The organism is Algoriphagus aestuariicola (assembly GCF_017254835.1).
Taxonomy (GTDB): Bacteria; Bacteroidota; Bacteroidia; order Cytophagales; family Cyclobacteriaceae; genus Algoriphagus; species Algoriphagus aestuariicola.
Genome location: NZ_JAFKCW010000002.1, coordinates 83,481 through 101,349 on the forward strand (window position 1 = coordinate 83,481; position 17,869 = coordinate 101,349).

At 48.1% G+C, this 17,869-nt stretch carries 15 protein-coding genes; 10 read left to right on the forward strand and 5 right to left on the reverse strand.

The features are described from left to right. The first annotated feature begins 2 nt into the window (after window positions 1-2). Complete coding sequence (locus J0A67_RS07630) at window positions 3-2,165, forward strand: xanthine dehydrogenase family protein molybdopterin-binding subunit (RefSeq protein ID WP_206568724.1); 2,163 nt, start codon at window positions 3-5, stop codon at window positions 2,163-2,165. Between the two features lie 98 nt (window positions 2,166-2,263). Here J0A67_RS07630 and J0A67_RS07635 read toward each other — a convergent pair whose 3' ends face one another. Both J0A67_RS07635 and J0A67_RS07640 read right to left on the reverse strand, forming a co-directional pair. Continuing rightward, a complete protein-coding gene (locus tag J0A67_RS07635; RefSeq protein ID WP_206568725.1) occupies window positions 2,264-4,297 on the reverse strand; it encodes a glutamine--tRNA ligase/YqeY domain fusion protein in 2,034 nt (677 codons plus the stop codon). Window positions 4,298-4,386: 89 nt separating this feature from the next. After that, complete coding sequence (locus J0A67_RS07640; protein WP_206568726.1) at window positions 4,387-4,734, reverse strand: hypothetical protein; 348 nt, start codon at window positions 4,732-4,734, stop codon at window positions 4,387-4,389. Window positions 4,735-4,882: 148 nt separating this feature from the next. Here J0A67_RS07640 and J0A67_RS07645 point away from each other — a divergent pair, with 148 nt between their 5' ends. Next, window positions 4,883-6,031, forward strand: a complete 1,149-nt coding sequence (locus J0A67_RS07645) for a cysteine desulfurase family protein (protein WP_206568727.1) — start codon at window positions 4,883-4,885, stop codon at window positions 6,029-6,031. A 12-nt stretch (window positions 6,032-6,043) separates the two neighbouring features. On the opposite strand, the gene J0A67_RS07650 is transcribed toward J0A67_RS07645, so the two are convergent. The 3 genes from J0A67_RS07650 to J0A67_RS07660 are packed head-to-tail and all read right to left on the reverse strand — an operon-like array spanning window position 6,044 to window position 9,033. Further along, window positions 6,044-6,637 (reverse strand): nucleotidyltransferase family protein, encoded by a 594-nt coding sequence (locus tag J0A67_RS07650; RefSeq protein ID WP_206568728.1) that lies wholly within the window; start codon window positions 6,635-6,637, stop codon window positions 6,044-6,046. Beyond that, window positions 6,634-7,758, reverse strand: coding sequence for an XdhC family protein (locus J0A67_RS07655; protein ID WP_206568729.1), 1,125 nt, complete (start codon window positions 7,756-7,758; stop codon window positions 6,634-6,636). The genes J0A67_RS07650 and J0A67_RS07655 overlap by 4 nt, the downstream gene beginning before the upstream one ends. 15 nt (window positions 7,759-7,773) lie before the next feature. Next, window positions 7,774-9,033: a sterol desaturase family protein gene (locus J0A67_RS07660; protein ID WP_206568730.1), complete on the reverse strand. Its 1,260-nt coding sequence runs from the start codon at window positions 9,031-9,033 to the stop codon at window positions 7,774-7,776. Window positions 9,034-9,424: 391 nt separating this feature from the next. Between J0A67_RS07660 and J0A67_RS07665 the strand changes: the two genes are divergently transcribed. From J0A67_RS07665 to J0A67_RS07700, 8 genes are all read left to right on the forward strand, one after another. Next, on the forward strand, window positions 9,425-9,904 hold the full coding sequence (locus J0A67_RS07665) for a hypothetical protein (RefSeq protein ID WP_206568731.1): 480 nt from the start codon (window positions 9,425-9,427) through the stop codon (window positions 9,902-9,904). 9 nt (window positions 9,905-9,913) lie between these two features. Then, a complete protein-coding gene (locus tag J0A67_RS07670; RefSeq protein ID WP_206568732.1) occupies window positions 9,914-10,651 on the forward strand; it encodes a glucosamine-6-phosphate deaminase in 738 nt (245 codons plus the stop codon). A gap of 102 nt (window positions 10,652-10,753) precedes the next feature. Further along, the gene (locus tag J0A67_RS07675) at window positions 10,754-12,076 is read left to right on the forward strand and encodes a sugar MFS transporter (protein ID WP_206568733.1); all 1,323 of its coding nucleotides are present in this window, start codon (window positions 10,754-10,756) and stop codon (window positions 12,074-12,076) included. Further along, window positions 12,064-13,227, forward strand: a complete 1,164-nt coding sequence (locus J0A67_RS07680; RefSeq protein ID WP_206568734.1) for an N-acetylglucosamine-6-phosphate deacetylase — start codon at window positions 12,064-12,066, stop codon at window positions 13,225-13,227. Before J0A67_RS07675 ends, J0A67_RS07680 begins: the two co-directional genes overlap by 13 nt. Then, window positions 13,224-14,561 carry a Gfo/Idh/MocA family protein gene (locus J0A67_RS07685; protein WP_206568735.1) on the forward strand — a complete coding sequence of 446 codons (1,338 nt, stop codon included), beginning with the start codon at window positions 13,224-13,226 and terminating at the stop codon, window positions 14,559-14,561. The genes J0A67_RS07680 and J0A67_RS07685 overlap by 4 nt, the downstream gene beginning before the upstream one ends. A gap of 59 nt (window positions 14,562-14,620) precedes the next feature. Next, window positions 14,621-15,040, forward strand: a complete 420-nt coding sequence (locus tag J0A67_RS07690; RefSeq protein ID WP_206568736.1) for a hypothetical protein — start codon at window positions 14,621-14,623, stop codon at window positions 15,038-15,040. A 16-nt stretch (window positions 15,041-15,056) separates the two neighbouring features. Next, a complete protein-coding gene (locus J0A67_RS07695; RefSeq protein WP_206568737.1) occupies window positions 15,057-16,061 on the forward strand; it encodes a Gfo/Idh/MocA family protein in 1,005 nt (334 codons plus the stop codon). 166 nt (window positions 16,062-16,227) lie between these two features. After that, complete coding sequence (locus J0A67_RS07700) at window positions 16,228-17,862, forward strand: M1 family metallopeptidase (RefSeq protein WP_206568738.1); 1,635 nt, start codon at window positions 16,228-16,230, stop codon at window positions 17,860-17,862. Window positions 17,863-17,869: the final 7 nt, after the last annotated feature.

Sequence of the window (17,869 nt, forward strand, 5' to 3'; positions counted from 1 at the left end):
CCATGAGCACAGTCGTCAAAGCAAGCAGAAGAGACTTTCTTAAGATCGCCGGAACTTCCGTCGGAGGATTGGTCATCGGATTCAATTGGTTCAGTTGCGATTCACCCAAAGTAGAGGTGATCAGCACCGAGGAAATCCTCGCGCAGGCAAAATCATTCAACAGCTACCTGTCCATTGCACCTAGTGGCGACATCGTTATCTATTCGCCAAATCCTGAGCTGGGGCAGAACATCAAGACTTCATTCCCCATGGTGGTAGCGGAAGAACTAGATGCAGACTGGGAAAGAGTTAGAGTCGTACAGGCAAATTTGGATACAGAAAAATACGATCGGCAGCTTACAGGTGGCTCAGGGGCAATGCCACACAGCTGGGAGATCCTGAGAAAAGCCGGCGCTACGGCCAAATACGTCCTGGTGGCGGCGGCAGCCAAAGCCTGGAATGTTCCCGCTGGAGAAATCACTGTGGAAAAGGGAATCATTTCCCACAAAGGCTCCGGCAAGAGCGGTCATTTTGGAGAATTTGTTGCTGAGGCAGCCACCATCACCGCACCGGAGGAAGTGGTTTTAAAGGACAAAAAGGACTTCAAGATTATCGGCACGCCGGTCAAAAACGTGGACACGAAGGAAATGTACACCGGTAAGCCGCTTTACGGGTTGGACTTTTACCGGGAAGGAATGAAGCACGCCATGATTCAGCGGGCGCCGTTTGGGATGAAGATCAAATCAGTCGATGATGCTGCCGCAAGAGCTGTCGCAGGAGTAACTGACGTGGTCACTTTTGGTACGAGTGTCGCAGTCGTGGGCGATTCCACCTGGCCGCTGATGAAAGCCAAAAAACTGCTTCGGGTAGAATACGAGACGGACGGACTCGTGGAAAGCACAACAGATCATGATCGGATTTTCGCTGACCTGATGGCCAATGGTAAAGCTGAAGTCAAACGGAGTGATGGAGATGTGACACAGGCATTTAAAAATGCAGCCAAAGTCGTGGTCGCAGAATATCAGTGTCCATTTCTGGCCCATTCGCCCATGGAGCCGGAAAACTTCTTTGCCCATGTGCAGGCTGATAAAGTCGAACTCATCGGCCCGACCCAGACTCCGGATCGGGCAAGGCAAGCCGCAGCAGAAATCACCGGAATACCCAAGGAGAATATTACGGTGGAGATCACGCGCTTGGGCGGAGGATTTGGCAGAAGGCTGCGGGCCGACTATGCCGAGGAAGCAGTTCATGTATCCAAAGCTATCAATGCTCCAGTCAAGGTGACTTGGACCAGAGAGGACGAACTCACCGGCGGGGCCTATCGCCCAGCAGTGCGCTATCGCTTTGAAGCAGCTTTGGATCCCGAAGGAAACATGATTGGCTACAAACTGAGGGGCGTGGGGATGAACGAGGCTAACTCAACGCGTCCGAATAACTTCCCCTGCGGCGCGGTCGAAAATGTCTTGATTGAAAATGTCGTTCATACAACCCCGATCACCATCAACCCTTGGAGAGCGCCGGTCACCAATTTTCTCGCCTATGCTGAGCAGAGCTTTCTGGATGAAGTTGCTTTGGAAGCTGGAAAAGATCCGGTACAGCTGCGCTTGGAATTGTATGAAAGAGCAAAGGCAAACCCGATCGGGAAAACCGACTACAACGTCAACCGAATGATCGCAGTGACCAAAGAGGTAGCGGAAAGGTCTAATTGGGGAAAAGATCCCAACGTGAAGCAAGGCCTGAGCGTCTATTTTTCCCATCGTTCCTACGTGGCTCAAGTCGCTGACATCGAGATGCAGGGGGGCACGCCGGTTTTGAAAAAAATCACTGCAGTGACTGACTGCGGCATGGTGGTCAATCCAATCGGTGCCAATCACCAAGTGCGGGGCGGAATCGTTGATGGAATGGGACATGCGATGTACACCAATCTGACCTTTGAAAACGGAGTTCCGAAACAGAGAAACTACGATTCCTATCGGCTAATCCGACTTAAGGAAGTCCCGGAAATCGAGACCCATTTTCTAGACTCAGGATTTGACCCGACCGGTCTGGGAGAACCAGCACTTCCACCAACAGGAGGCGCGATTGCCAATGCAATCTTTGCCGCCACTGGCAGAAGGCTTCGAAGTCAACCCTTCATCGAGCAAAAGGAATTTTCCGATATCAAGCTTGAGATCAGGAGGGCTTAGTCCATTCGATAGAAGCAAGCAATATTCTGAATTTGAATAAATAAAGCGGCCGGGAATGACTCCCAGCCGCTTTTTACTATATATAGTCTTGATTTCTTCTATCCCAATGCTTTAGCCTCAGCCTTGAGTAGCTCATCGGAGTCGGCTTTTCCGGCTTCGATGAAAGCCTCGATAGCGGGATTTTTTGCTTGTCCGTTTTTCAGCAAAACTCCCAAAACCAGCATCACACCAATTCGCGTACCGATCTTCTTGGCTGCGGTGTCAAATAGTGGCTCAATTTCCTCGTAGCTGATTTCTTCCGCATACCGCAGGATGTCCTGACGGGCTGCCGCAAACTTTTCTCCGGATAAATTGGTCAGCTTTTTACTGATCTGCTGCACTTCGCTCAAAGCGCTTTTTTTGCCTTGGTTAGCTTGGGGCTTTTGGGTTGGCTCGGAAGGTTTGGGAGCTAGCGCCTGCTGTTTAGCCCAAGAGTCCTTTAGACCGACGGTCTTGTTGAAAATCAGTTTTTCGGCAGTAGCATCTTTGTCCAATACAAAGTAGCCCAAGCGCTGAAATTGGTATTTATCGGCCGTTGTAGCATTTGCCAAGAAAGGCTCCAGATAAGCTTCCTTGTTGACTTTAAGCGAGTTTGGGTTGAGGAACTCCAAGAAATTTTTGTCCTCATGGGCATCCGGAGCTTCGTCGGAGAAAAGACGGTCATATTCCCTCACTTCCGCTGTGAGGGCATGGGCAATGGAAACCCAGTGCAGCGTACCCTTCACTTTGCGGGTACTGGCTTCAGTACCAGAACCAGATTTGGAGTCCATGTCACAGGTCGCGTGGATTTCGAGGATGTTTCTGTCGGAATCTTTGACCACGGAGTCCGCTTTGATGATATAGGCGCTTTTCAGGCGAACTTCGGCACCGAGCGTCAGGCGGAAGAAGTTTTTGCCTGCAGACTCTTGGAAGTCTTCCCGCTCGATATAGAGCTCGCTGGAAAAAGGCACTTGGTGCGTGCCCGAGTTGGGATCTTCCGGGTTGTTTTCAGCATCCAGCATTTCCACCTGGGCCTTGGGATAATTGGTCAATACCAGTTTCACCGGATCGAGCACGGCCATCACTCGGGTGGCAGTTTTGTTTAGGTCCTCACGGATGCAGTATTCCAAAAGTGAGACGTCGGTCACGTTGTCACGCTTGGATATGCCCGAAAGGTCGCTGAATTTTCGGATGGATTCAGGCGTATAGCCACGTCTGCGCAGACCCGAAATGGTCGGCATGCGGGGATCGTCCCATCCGGAAACATGCTTGTTTTGGACGAGTTCAAGCAATTTTCGCTTGCTCATCACGGTATAGCTGAGGTTTCTCCTCGCAAATTCCCGCTGCTTTGGTCTGAGCAAAGACGGATCGTGAATTTGGTCCAAATACCAGTCATAGAGCTCTCGGTGAGCCTTAAACTCAAGGGTACAAAGCGAGTGCGAGACCTGCTCGATGTAGTCGGATTCTCCATGTGCCCAGTCGTACATGGGATATATGCACCAATCGGAACCGGTTCTGTGATGCGATTTTTTGATAATGCGGTAGAGGATGGGATCGCGCATGTGCATGTTGGTCGAGGCCATGTCGATCTTTGCGCGCAGCACGTAGCTACCTGGCGCAAATTCCCCAGCTTTCATACGGTTAAACAAGTCGAGATTTTCTTGCACCGACTGATTTCTGTGAGGGCTATCCGTTCCCGGTGTCGTGGGTGTGCCTTTTTGGGCGGCCATCTCTTCCGAGCTCTGTCCGTCGACATAGGCCTTTCCCGCTTTGATCAGCTCAACCGCCCAGTCATGGAGCTGCTGAAAATAATCCGAGGCATAGCACACATTAGCCCATTTGAATCCCATCCAAGCCACGTCCCGCTTGATGGCATCCACATATTCTTGCTCTTCTTTGGACGGATTGGTGTCGTCAAATCTTAGGTTGACAGGCGCGTTGTATTTTTCACCCAAACCAAAATTGAGGCAGATCGAGGCGGCATGGCCGATGTGTAGGTAGCCGTTTGGCTCCGGAGGAAAGCGAAAACGCAGTTTCTCCTGCGAAAATCCTGCTGCCAGATCTTCTTCTATTATTTGCTCAATGAAGTTGAGCGACTCTATAGCTTCTTTCATACTCGAAAATGGATAGCCAAAAATAGCCGAAATGAAAGGAACTGCAACCTCGAAAACGTCGATGAATCGACACGAGAGGAAAAATCGCCCTAAATTTCATCCATTTCCCGGCTCGGCCAGTACGGTCCAAGGAGCTTCAGTTTTCCCCGTTCAAGGTCAATTTCAAATGTCAAGGACATTTCCTCTCGCTTTTGCTCGTGGATAGCCAGGCATGCATTGAAGTGCACCAAGTCAAAGTCCAAGACAAGGTTTCCGCTATATGCGTCAACAAATTGCGGCTCACCCTTCAGGTTGACTTTTTCCGCAAGCGCCCCCTCTTTTTTGTAGTAGTAGGAAAGAAAAATCCCAAGCTCCTTTTCCTCCTTCATCAAAATACGCGAAAGTTGTGCGGACGGGTCGTCAGTCTTGGGAAATTCAAAAGTCCAGTATTCCTGCATCTTTTTTTGTTTTGAAGTTAACAATTCTAACCGTGGACTGGGTTTCAAGTATTCTGTTTTCATCGCAGACTCTCGATTGGAAAAGTTCATCCCAACGATCATCACTTTTTCGTAAGTGAAATCCTTTCCCTTCACTTATCTTAAAAGCATGAATTACCCCATTTATCTCGACTACAACGCAACCACACCTTGTGCGCCTGAAGTCATCCAAGCTATGCTTCCTTATTTTGGAACGCACTTCGGAAACGCCGCAAGCAAAAGCCATCCTTTTGGATGGGTCGCTGAGAATGCCGTAGAAGATGCCAGGGAAAAGGTGGCCAACCTGATCGGTTCCAAACCCAAAGAGATCATCTTTACTTCCGGAGCTACAGAAGCGATCAACCTAGGAATCAAAGGGATTTTTGAAAGCTATGCAGGCGAAAAGCAACACTACGTCACCGCTCAAACGGAACACAAAGCCGTGCTGGATACATTCTCCGATCTGGAAAGAAGAGGGGGGGCTGAGGTCACTTACCTCCCTGTCAATTCTCAGGGAGAAATCTCTTTGGAAGAACTGGAAAAGTCCATTTTGCCCCACACAAAAATGATTTGCCTCATGTGGGCCAATAACGAGACTGGTGTGATTCATCCCATTTCCGAAGTGGCCGAGCTTTGTGAGAAAGAAGGGCTGATCTTCTTTATAGATGCAGTCCAAGCAGCTGGGAAGATTCCAATCAATACCAAGGGAATCCATTTGATGGCAATCTCTGCACATAAGCTATACGGTCCAAAAGGAATAGGTGCGTTGTATGTCCGTCACAACCACCCTTTGCCTAAGCCATTAGCGCAAATCCATGGGGGAGGACATGAAAAAGGCATGCGCAGCGGCACCTTAAATGTCCCGGCAATTGTGGGTTTTGGTGAGGCTGCGGCTTTGCGACTGAAAGAAATGGGCCAGGAAGGAAAGCGTTTGCAAGACCTCAGGGATAAGTTGGAAAAGGGGTTGTTGGATATCCCAACTGTCTTTTTGAATGGGAATCAGCATAATCGTTTGCCCCACGTTTCAAACTTAGCATTTGCAGGAGTGGAAGGGGAAGAACTACTCAAAAAGGTCAATTTAAAAGTAGCGGTAAGTTCTGGCTCGGCTTGCACATCCATTTCTCCCAAGCCTAGCCACGTGCTTCAAGCGATGGGATTGGATTCGGATTTGGGAAGGGCCTCAATTCGGTTTAGCTTGGGAAAAGACACAAATGAAAAAGATATCTATGATACCGTCTCGTGGGTAAAAGAAGTCGTGAATTCACTTCGGGATAAATAGGAGCTATAAATGTCATTCACCCAATTGATCCATCAATCTTCTGAGATCCGCTTCGGTGTCCAAATCTATAGCGCCATTGGGAAAATCGATCTTCAACACATCCCCTCGATGTTCCAAAAGAACCTTTTTCGCGCCGTCCTGACCTTTAAGAGCCAACAATTCAGGAAAATATTTCTTTGAGAAGAGTGCGGGCACACCGCGTGTGTTGGAATAAAAGCTTGCGACAATTCCCTTTTCCGACTTGAGGCCTTCTTCAAAAAGCTGATCCAAATACTCTGAATCCACAAAAGGCTGATCGCAGAGCATGATCATCACCTGATCGATTTCCCCGTTTTCTAGCAAAAAATGTAATCCAGCCTGGATGCTGGAAGCCATGCCACTTTCCCAATTTGGATTGATTACAGAAGGCACTTTGGCCGAATCAAACCCGGTTTGAATCAGTACGGGATTCCAACCCAGCACGACGACCATGGAATCGGCTCGGCTCCTGTACACCTCGTCTACCGCTTTTTGAACCAACGTTTTCCCCTGGATTTCAATCAGTTGCTTTGGTCTTCCTAATCTGGAAGAAGAACCTGCTGCCAAGATGACGACAGATGTCTTCATCCTGCTTTTTCATGAATTGGGCCGTCCTTGTCGCGTAGGAAAATCGGCTGCTTCTTATTCAAAACAGCCTTAATCTCTGCCAAGATCGACAGTGCAATTTCCTCGGAAGTTTCAGCACCGATCTCAATACCCATGGGAGCATAAAAATTGTCCGTGCTAACCTGAATACCTTTTAACTCCAGTCTTTGGATCAGCTTTTCCGTTTTCCGCTTGGGGCCCAGGATTCCGATATAGGGGATCATGCAGGACAACAGTTTTTCCAACACAATGATTTCGTACTCAAAATTATGGGTCATTAGAAGCGCGACCGTGTTCGGATCCGCATCAAATTTATCAACCACTTCATCCGCAGCACCTTGGATGATCTGTTTCGCGGAGGGGAATCGCAACGGAGTCGCTAGATTTTTCCTTCCGTCTATCAGAGTGAGCTCAAAGCCCAATACATCAGCAATCTTGGCTAGGGGAATGGTATCGTTGCCGGCGCCGAATAGCAAGATTCTTGGCGTCGGGCGGATCAACTCAAAAAATATGGAAATATCGTCCTGACTCGGGTAGGATTTGATCTCATTCCCACTTCCCTCAAAACGATCCAGTTCAGCCTTGACCAAGTCAAGAAGTTCAGGCAGGTCAATCCTCTTTTCCCAATTTCCCAATTTGTTTTCGCCCTTGTTCAAGAGTACCGTCCCGATCTGTTCGGATTTGGAATGTTTGACTGAAAAAAGTGTCAGCAAGACCGAAATTTCTCGGTCGGAGAGGGCGGTTTTCACCAGTTCCACAGGATTTTGGCTGTCTGCAAAATCGATTGGCTCGATCAAGACATGGATGATGCCATTGCAGCCCAAGCCTACGCCAAACTTCTGATCATCCTCATCGGTAGTGTCGTAGGTCACCAGCATGGATTTTTGTTGAAAAATGACCGCTTGAGCTTTGCGAAGCGCATCCCCTTCTAGACAGCCGCCGCTAATCGCTCCGGTCAGTTGTCCATCCTCGGTGACCAGCATCCTGGCGCCTGGCCTGCGATATGCCGAACCATCTACCTTTACGACAGTAGCCAAGGCTACTTTCAGGTTTTCGTTTTTTGCAAATTGGTATGCTTGGATAATCAGCTGAAGTTCCTTCATCTATTGGATCGTGTTTCAAGAAGCTAATTGCAGTTTTTCTTTCCGGAAAGAAAACCATAGGGAAATAAAAACCGAAGCTAAAAGATAAACAACGAAAATAGATACCGCTCCTGGTAAGACCTTACTCAAATCAAACCAGTCTCCTGTGGCTACAACAAAATATAAGGCATAGCCAACTTTCACGACTTCCCAGATCCAGGCGTGGGGATTCCGATCCATAAGCTCCGTGAGCGCATAGACTGTCAAAAACACAAAACCTCCATAGAAGAATATGCCGGGTGTGCCGATTGCGGCAAGGTTGCCGAAGAGGTAGCTCAGCAACAGCAGTAGCACAATCAGTTGACAAAAACTCCATACCAACATTCCCTTGCTCAATTCTGGATTGTACTTCTCGAAATGGTAGACATCTTGGATTTTTTGCACGGGATATTTGGTCGCGACGTCCGCAGGCCTCCAACCAAGCGGCATAAACCAGATTTTCAACTTGTCCCGCCAGCTTTCGGTCCTCCAGGCATCCTTAATCAGAAGCCAAAGGTGCATGAAGTTGATCTTGATCGGATTCCAGGTTTGCACAGGTCGAGTCACGCCGTAGACGGCAGGCACGTCGTCCCGCTCTTCCTGATAGGTGCCAAACCATTTATCCCAAAAAATGAAGATCTGTCCGTAGTTTTTGTCCAAGTACTCTGGATTGATGGCATGGTGGACCCGATGGTGGGAGGGAGTGACGATTATTTTTTCCAAAAAGCCCATCTTCCCGATATGCCGCGTATGGTACCAAAACTGGGCGAAAAGATGCAGTGGAGCCACGACTGCGATCACTTCGGGTGGAACACCCAGAATCGCAGCTGGAATCAGAAAAACGGCAAATATCTTCACGATCTGGGAAATACTCTGGCGAAGGGCGCAGGCTAGGTTAAACTCCTCGGAGCTGTGATGGATGATGTGGTTGTTCCAAAAAATATTGTATTCGTGGGCGATGCGATGTGTCCAATAGCCAGCAAAGTCCAAAACAAAAAAAGCGATGACATAGACCAGCCAGGTCGCTTTGATGTCAAAAAAGCCCAACTTGGAATGAAGCCAACTGTAGGAGATGACCACGATACTCAAGCCAAGAACATCTTTGGTCACATTGGTAACGCCCGAACTCAAGCTGGAAATCATGTCGTTCATCGGGACGGTGTCGAAGCCTTTCCACATGCCCCAGAACTTCTCGAAGAGTACCAGTACGAAAAAAGCCGGCATGGCAATGAGGAGTATTTGGCCGTAAGCTTCCATTTGGGTTTACTATTTCCAATAAACCTAGGAAAAATCGGGATCGCTTTCAATAGTTTCCCCATCAAGAGAATCTACATGCTAAGCTTTTATGACTTTTTGCAAAAAATCGGCTCAATCGAGTTCAGAAGCAGAACCAATTGAAGAACCCGGCATTTCCGCGCAAGCTACAAACATCGGGAAAGCAAAGGTGCTCAGACTTAATCGTTTCAGGAATTCTCTTTTTTCCATGATATCAGTTGGTTTGGTTAAATCTTTGAACAAATCAACGTCAGAACGGATTTTTGAACTAATTTGAAAAGCCACTTTGCGACAAACCCCGTGGATTTTGCGATGAAGCGATTGGCAGACACTCTGGATTTAACACTTAATTACAGATCAGGTAAGCATCACCATGGAAATTCCTTCATTGGCAGAGTTGAAAAGAGAGTTGGGGTACCGAAGTGAAAAGGAGCTAGTCTCTCTGCTGACTGATCTAGCCAAGTTCAGCAGGGACAACAAAGCCTTTCTATACTTTAAACTGCACGAGTCAGACCAGCCTAACTTGTTTGTGGATTCGGTGAAGGAAGAGCTGGATGAGGCTTTTCAGGTTGCCAATACCAGAAACCACCATCTGGCCAAAAAGTCTGCCCAATCTATCCGCCGAAAGCTGAACAAACTCCTGAAGCTAAGCAAGAACAAAGCGGATCAGGTCGAAGTCATCGTCTATTTCTGCGAGCAAATGAAGCAGTACGGCTACCTGAATTTCAGACATCCGGTGATTGACAATCTTTTTGTCGTGCAGGTGGGAAAGGCCCAAAAGCTCATCGCTTCCTTGCACGAAGATCTTCAGAGCGACTATGGCTATCGTATCGAAAGCCTTTTTGAAAAATAAACCCAAAACATGCACATCGACATCTCCTCCAATCCCGGTGATTTAGGAAGAAAAGCCGGCAGCGTCGGCGCTTATTTCATCCGACAAGCTATCCAAGACCGGGGATTCGCAAACATCATTTTGGCAACTGGCACCAGCCAGTTTGAAACACTGAATCAGCTTCTCTTAGAGAAAGACCTTGCTTGGGAAAAAGTCACCGTCTTTCATCTGGACGAATACATAGGACTTCCGATGACCCATCCGGCGAGCTTCCGAAAGTACCTAAAGGAGCGTTTTTTTGACAAAGTCAAGCTAAGAAACTATCACCTCATCGACGGAGAAAATGATCCGGAAAGCGAGTGCAAGCGTCTTTCTCGGCTGATCCTTGAGCATCCCATCGACGTGGCGTTTGTAGGAATAGGGGAAAACGGGCACTTGGCCTTCAATGATCCCCCAGCTGATTTTGATACGGAAAAGCCCTATCTCGTCGTGAGTTTGGATGACGCGTGCCGCAAGCAGCAATTGGGGGAAGGTTGGTTTGCCGACTTGGATTCCGTACCGCAATGGGCTATTTCCATGTCGATCAAGCAAATCCTGAAATCGAAAAGCATCATCTGTTCCGTGCCGGATCAGAGAAAAGCTCAAGCAGTCCAAGCTTGCTTGCAGGGCGGAGTCAGCAACCTACATCCGGCCTCGATCCTTCAAACACACCCGAATTGCGAGATTTTTCTGGATCAAGAATCTTCGTCCTTGCTTTCAACCATTTGATGGGAAAAGGCTTGTTAGATTGGGGTAAAATTTGGTATTTATAAAGATTTCAATTGATGATTTTGAAGTCCAAACCAAAAACGATCATCCTAATCCTATTTTATGTCTACAAGCCCAACGGCGGTAAAAGCAGAATCCCTCAGCAAAAAGGACACTTGGATATCCATTGCGATCATCGGAATGCTGTTTTTCATTTTTGGATTTGTCTCCTGGGTCAATGCCATCCTGATTCCCTACTTCAAGATCGCCTTTACGCTCAGTAATTTTGACTCGTATTTAGTCGCCTTTGCCTTTTACATTTCCTACTTGGTCATGTCCGTGCCCGCTTCTTTCTTGCTGAAGGCTGAAGGTTTTAAGAAGGGCATGATGTATGGTTTTTTTGCGATGGCCGTCGGTGCGTACATTTTTATCCCGGCTGCGATGACTCAAACCTATGAACTGTTTCTGCTCGGTCTGTTCACTTTGGGTTCAGGCTTAGCCGTCCTGCAAACCGCCGCAAATCCTTATGTGACTATCCTTGGCCCCAAGGAAAGTGCCGCCCAGCGGATCAGCATCATGGGGATTTTCAACAAAGGAGCAGGCATTTTGGCGCCGATTCTCTTTGCCGCAGTGGTTCTTAGAGTAGGTGACAATGAACTATTTCAGCAGCTGGATCAGATGAGTCCCGAGGCAAAAGATGCTGCGCTGACCGAATTGATCCAGCGGGTGATTACGCCATATTCTGTCGTAGGGACGGTCCTTTTGCTTTTGGGGATATTCGTACGATTTTCACCTTTGCCGGAGATAGATACCGAGCATGAGTCGGCTGAAGTGGCCGTGGCAAACTCCAGAAAAAACTCCATTATTCAGTTTCCCCATTTAATCCTCGGAGCCATAGCGATCTTTCTGCATGTGGGAACGCAAGTGATCGCGATTGACACGGTGATCCCATATGCCAATTCCTTTGGAATCTCCCTGTTGGATGCCAAAGTCTTTCCCTCGTTTACCTTGGCATTCACCATCTTAGGCTATCTGATCGGGATTTCGCTGATTCCCAAAGTGATCTCCCAAGTCAATGTCTTGCGTATTTGTACACTTTTGGGGACGGTACTGACACTTCTGATTGTCTTTAGCAGCGGCCCAATTCCATTTTGGGGAATGACGGTGGATATTTCCATTTTGTTCGTGGTTCTCCTGGGATTGGCCAATTCGCTGGTATGGGCAGGTATCTGGCCATTGGCACTGGATGGTTTGGGGAGATTCACCAAACTCGGAGCTTCCATCATGATAATGGGGCTTTGCGGCAATGCCATTATGCCGATGATCTATGGGTATTTTGCCGATTTGTATTCGGTGAAAATGGCCTACTGGGTGCTGTTTCCCTGCTATTTGTACTTGGTGTTTTACGCGGCTTTTGGTCACCAAATCCGAATATGGAAAAAATAGTCGCCCAATCCGCTTTGGATCAGAAAACCTATGAAATCTGCCTAGAAGGTGGGCGCATAGGTGCAATCCAAGTTTCCAGTTTGGAAGACAAACCTGATTTCATTTTCGGCCCAGGTTTCTTTGATATTCAGGTAAATGGCTATGGGGGCGTAGATTACAATCTGCTTCAAAGCGATTATCTAAACCTGGGTCAAATCTCCTCCGCACTGGAGAAATGCGGGGTGACGAGGCATTTGCCTACCATCATTACCAACAGCAAAGAAGCCATCGGCGTCCTATTTGGCCAGCTGGCTTTGCTGCTTGAGTCGGCTCCGGTTTATCGGGAATCCATTCCCGGGTTTCATTTGGAAGGGCCATTTATTTCTCCAGAAGACGGTCCTAGAGGAGCGCATTCCAAAGAGTTTATTTGTGCCCCAAACTGGGAGTGGTTTCAGTTTTGGCAGGAAAAAGCCGGAGGAATGATCAAGCTTATCACGCTTTCACCTGAATGGGAGGGTAGTTTGAGATTTATAGAGAAGTGCGTTGATGCTGGCATCACGGTCTCCATCGGACATACCAATGCCGCACACGTTCAAATCAAAGATGCAGTAAAGGCAGGTGCACGACTTTGCACCCATTTGGGAAATGGCGCCCATGGGGTGTTGCCCAGACATCCCAATTATCTCTGGTCCCAATTGGCCGAAAAGGCACTCCATGCGAGCATCATTGCCGACGGATTTCATCTTCCCAAGGAGGTGATTCAGGTCTTTCATCAAGTCAAAAAAGAAAAAATCCTGCTGGTCAGCGATTCGGTAGCGCTGGCAGGAATGCCGGCTGGCGACTATGATGCGCCCGTGGGAGGAAAGGTCACGCTAAGCGAAAAAGGAAAACTACACCTCCAAGGAAATCCCAATCTTCTCGCTGGGTCTGCGATGAACTTGCTGCAGGGAGTAAACTTTCTCTTGAGAAACAAACTGACCTCGATTCAAGAAGCTTGGGAAATGGCTTCCGTTCGCCCTAGTCAGTTGCTTTTTCCAAATTCGCAAGCCTGGAATTCCCTGGAAAAGTGTGATCTTCTCCTGGTCAAGCAAGAAGAAAATTCAGAACTCGTCCCTTTTAAAATTTTTAAAAACTGGAAGGAAGTCTTCCCTAAAAGACCGTCGAAATCATGAGCAATTCATTTAACCGCAGAAATTTCCTAAAGACGATGGGCACTGGAACCCTGGGGCTGGGTGCTGTCGGACCCGCTTTTTCGTTTAATATTCTTTCCTCATATCCTCTGAAAAATAGGTATCGCGTGGCGGTCATCGGGGTAAACAGTCGTGGCAGCCAGCACATTCAGGCACTTTCCAAAATACCCAACGTCGAGATCGCCTATATCTGTGATGTCGATTCCAATGCGCTCGCTAAGGGAGTCGAGCTGGCGGTGAAGTCAGGAAGTACGAGTCCTCCGGCGCGGGTGAAGGACTTCCGAAAAGCACTGGAAGACACAAAGCTAGACGCAGTGTCGATTGCCATGCCCGACCATTGGCATACCCCCGCTGCGCTTTTGGCGCTCCAAGCTGGCAAACATGTCTACATCGAAAAACCAGGCTCTCACAATCCCGCCGAAGCGGAGCTGTTAGTCGAAGCTACCAAAAAATACGGTAAAGTAGTCCAAATGGGCAACCAGCGTAGATCTTGGCCTAGAGTGCAAGAAGCCATGAAAGAGCTTCATTCCGGTACGATTGGGCGGGTATATTACGCCAGGGCTTGGTACACAAATTCCAGAAAATCAATCGGATATGGAAATGCGGCTTCAGTGCCTGAGTGGCTAGATTTCGAGCTCTGGCAGGGTCCAGCGCCGAGAGCCGAGTTTAAGGACAATCTAATTCATTACAATTGGCACTGGTTCTGGAATTGGGGAACAGGAGAAATCGTCAACAACGGGGTTCATTTTCTCGATCTAGCCAGATGGGGATTGCAGGTGGATTATCCCGAAAAAGTCTATTCCAGTGGCGGACGCTATCACTTTCAGGATGACTGGCAGACACCCGACACGCAGGTCGCCAGCTATGATTTTGGCGATCGAAAGTCCATCCTTTGGGAAGGCAGAAGCTGCAATGTCAGAGATATCAACGGGATGGGCTCGGGCGTATCATTTCATGGGGAAAATGGCACTTTGGAACTTTTGAACAATTCCTACAAAATCTTCGACAACACCAATAAGCTGATAAAATCCGCCGATCCTACCAGCAATATCGTGGTCAACCAGCAGGGAGCTGGATTCGACATGGATGTAGACCATTTCAAGAACTTTATCAATGCCATAGACAATGGAGAAAGCCTGATATCTCCCTACCCTGAAATTAAGAAAAGTGTCTTGCTGTGTCATTTGGGCAATATTTCCTACCGAACTGGACGGGCGCTGGAGATAGATCCTAATTCTGGAAGAATTCTAAACGATAATGCGGCGATGAAACTTTGGGGCAGGGAATATGAGCGGGGCTGGGAGCCAAAACTTTAAACGTTGCTAACCTTAAGCTGAAATCTGTGATTCACTCGGCAAGCAATTTAGACTATTTGATGAAAAACCATATAATTCGTTTCATAATGGACTTGAGGGATTTCGCATATTATTCGATATATAAGAATAAGGGAGCTGAGATTGCGGATGAATTCTATAAAATGCAGGTTAAATTCTTGATCGCTCCATATTTTATCGCGCTCGTAATGGGGCATGCAGCTTTGTCGTTTAGACTGGGGTGGAAAATTCCAGATGCAGCAGATGGAAATGTGCTGATTATAATCGCTGCAGGACTCTGTGTGGTAGCCATATATAATTTTCTGGTTTCGCCTCTCGAAAAAATCTATAACAAACATCCAATCGACATAGAGCAAATTCAAATACGATACAAGTCGCTGCGCTGGAAGTTTATGTTGTTTTTTATCGGCGGCGTCATTTCTATCGGGATGGTACCCTTTCTAATCACCGAGTTTTTGTAAAGCACTTGATACTACCATGGACATAAAAAGACGATCCTTCCTGAATAAAATATCTGCAATCGGAGCTACAGCTAGCCTAAGTTCTTTGCCATTTTCCCTTTTTGCAAACGAGAAAGCCGAACCGATCCGGATTGGAATCATCGGGCTGGACACCTCACATTCTCCTGCATTTACCAAGCTTTTCAATACCGAAAGTCCAAAGCCTGAGCTGGCTGGCTTTCGGGTAGTGGCGGCCTTCCCACATGGAAGCCAGACAATCAAATCCAGCTACGAGCGCATCCCGGGCTACATCGATCAAGTGAAGGGACTTGGAGTTGAGATCTGCGAATCGATCGAATCCATGCTCGACAAAGTAGATGTGGTCTTGCTCGAAACCAACGATGGGAATCCGAGATTGGAACAAGCTAGAATGGTCATCGAAGCCAAAAAACCCTTTTTTATTGACAAGCCAGTGGCGGCAAGTTTTCGTGACACGCAAACGATCTTTCAAGAAGCCAAGACTGCCGGAGTTCCCATTTTCTCGGCGTCATCTCTACGCTACGTGAGCAATGCCCAAGCCGTGCGGCACGAGGGCAAAATCGGTGAAGTCCTCGGCTGCGATGCCTTCAGTCCCGCAGTCTTGGAGCCCAGCCATCCGGATCTATTTTGGTACGGGATCCATGGAGTGGAGATTCTTTATACGGTGATGGGACCCGGATGCGAGACTGTGACTCGGCAGAGCACGGGCGATGCTGACTTGGTCGTCGGGAAATGGAAAGATGGAAGAATCGGTACTTTCCGGGGAATGCGCTCAGGCAAGCACGAATATGGTGGCACCGCATTCGGTTCAGAAGGTAATTTGGTTTTGGGGAATTATGAGGGCTATGAGCCTTTGGCTGCAAAAATCGCCGAGTTCTTCAAAACCGGAAAATCTCCCGTATCCGATCAGGAGACTTTGGAAATATACGCTTTCATGGAGGCTGCTGATGAAAGCAAAAGAAGGGGAGGAGCCTCGGTTGCTTTGTCGGAAATAATAGGCTAAAGGCTTTGTCTCTCTCCCACGCGGCAACTCCAATCCAGTACGGCTATAGCCATGCGACATGAGAGGAGGAAAAGCATACCCGCCAAAGGTGTAAATGTCTACTGGATTGCTGGTTTCTTTTAGGATATTTGAAGCCATTCACTCACCTTCTACAATACATCTCCGCATGATATCTCCGTTACGACTTTTCAGCGTGCTATTCCTTTCTCTTATTTCTTTCGCCACCTTTTCCCAGGAGAAAATCACCCGGGCTGACACGCTTCGCGGCAGCATCACGCCAGAACGGGCCTGGTGGGATCTGGGCTACTACCACCTCGCGGTGGAGATTTTTCCGGAAACCAAATCCATCAAAGGAACCAACTTGGTCAAATATCGCGTGAAGAGTGAAAACCAAACATTGCAGATCGACCTCCAAGAGCCATTGAAGATTACCTCAGCGGTTCAAAACGGGGAAAAGCTTGAGGTCAAAAAAGAAGGGGCCGCCCACTTTGTCACCCTCAGAAAAAAGCAGACTCCGGGTCAGGTGGAAGAGATTCTGATTTCCTACGAAGGCCAACCCAAAGTGGCTGTTCGCCCACCCTGGGATGGTGGCATCACCTGGCAGAAAGATGCCAATGGCAAACAGTTCATCGCCTCTTCCAACCAAGGAATAGGTTCCAGCATTTGGTGGCCGACAAAGGACCATCCTGCGGACGAAGTGGACAGCCTTAAGATCAGTGTGACAGTCCCAAGCGAACTGATGGACGTTTCCAACGGCCGTCTTGTGAAGACCGAGAAGAACGGTGAGACAAGCACTTACCATTGGGAAGTGAAGAACCCCATCAACGACTACGGGGTAAATATCAACGTGGGTGACTATGTCCACTTCGGAGAAAAGTTTGCAGGAGAAAAAGGCGAACTGGATATGGGCTACTACGTGCTACGCGACAATTTGGAAAAAGCCAAGTTGCATTTTCAAGACGCAGGCCGCATGATGAAGGCATTTGAACACTGGTTTGGGCCTTACCCCTTCTACGAAGACGGATTTAAGCTTGTCGAAGCGCCTTACCTAGGTATGGAGCACCAGAGCTCGGTTACCTATGGCAACGGCTACCAAAACGGCTACCGCGGCCGAGATCTCAGCGGTACTGGCTGGGGGATGAAGTTTGACTTTATCATCATCCATGAGGCCGGACACGAATGGTTTGCCAATAATATCACCTATCAGGACGTAGCAGATATGTGGATTCATGAGAGCTTCACCAACTACTCCGAGAGCCTCTTCTTGGACTTTCACTTTGGTAAAGAAGCCGGACAGGAATATGTCCGAGGCACAAGGATGAATATTGCAAATGACATCCCCATCATTGGCAAATATGGCGTGAACCAGCGGGGTTCCGGTGATATGTACTACAAGGGCGGCAATCTCCTGAACATGCTTCGAGAGATCCTAGATGACGACGAAAAGTGGCGGGGTATTTTGCGCGGGTTAAACCAAGAGTTTTACCACCAAACCGTCACTACGGAACAGGTGGAAGATTACATCTCCAAGGCTTTTGGAAAAGACCTCAAGCCGGTGTTTGACCAGTATTTAAGAGACGTGCGAATTCCAATTCTGGAATATTATTATTCAGATGATCAAACACTAAACTATCGCTGGATCAATGCAGTTGCATCCCTGGATATGCCTGTGGATGTCTCCATGGGTGAAAAGAAAATCCGCCTCAAGCCGACCACCAAATGGCAGCAGTTGCAGGTAGGAAACAAGTCTGCTTTGACCGTCGATCCAGACTATTACGTGGGCGTTTCCAAAATGAGATAAGCTGGCT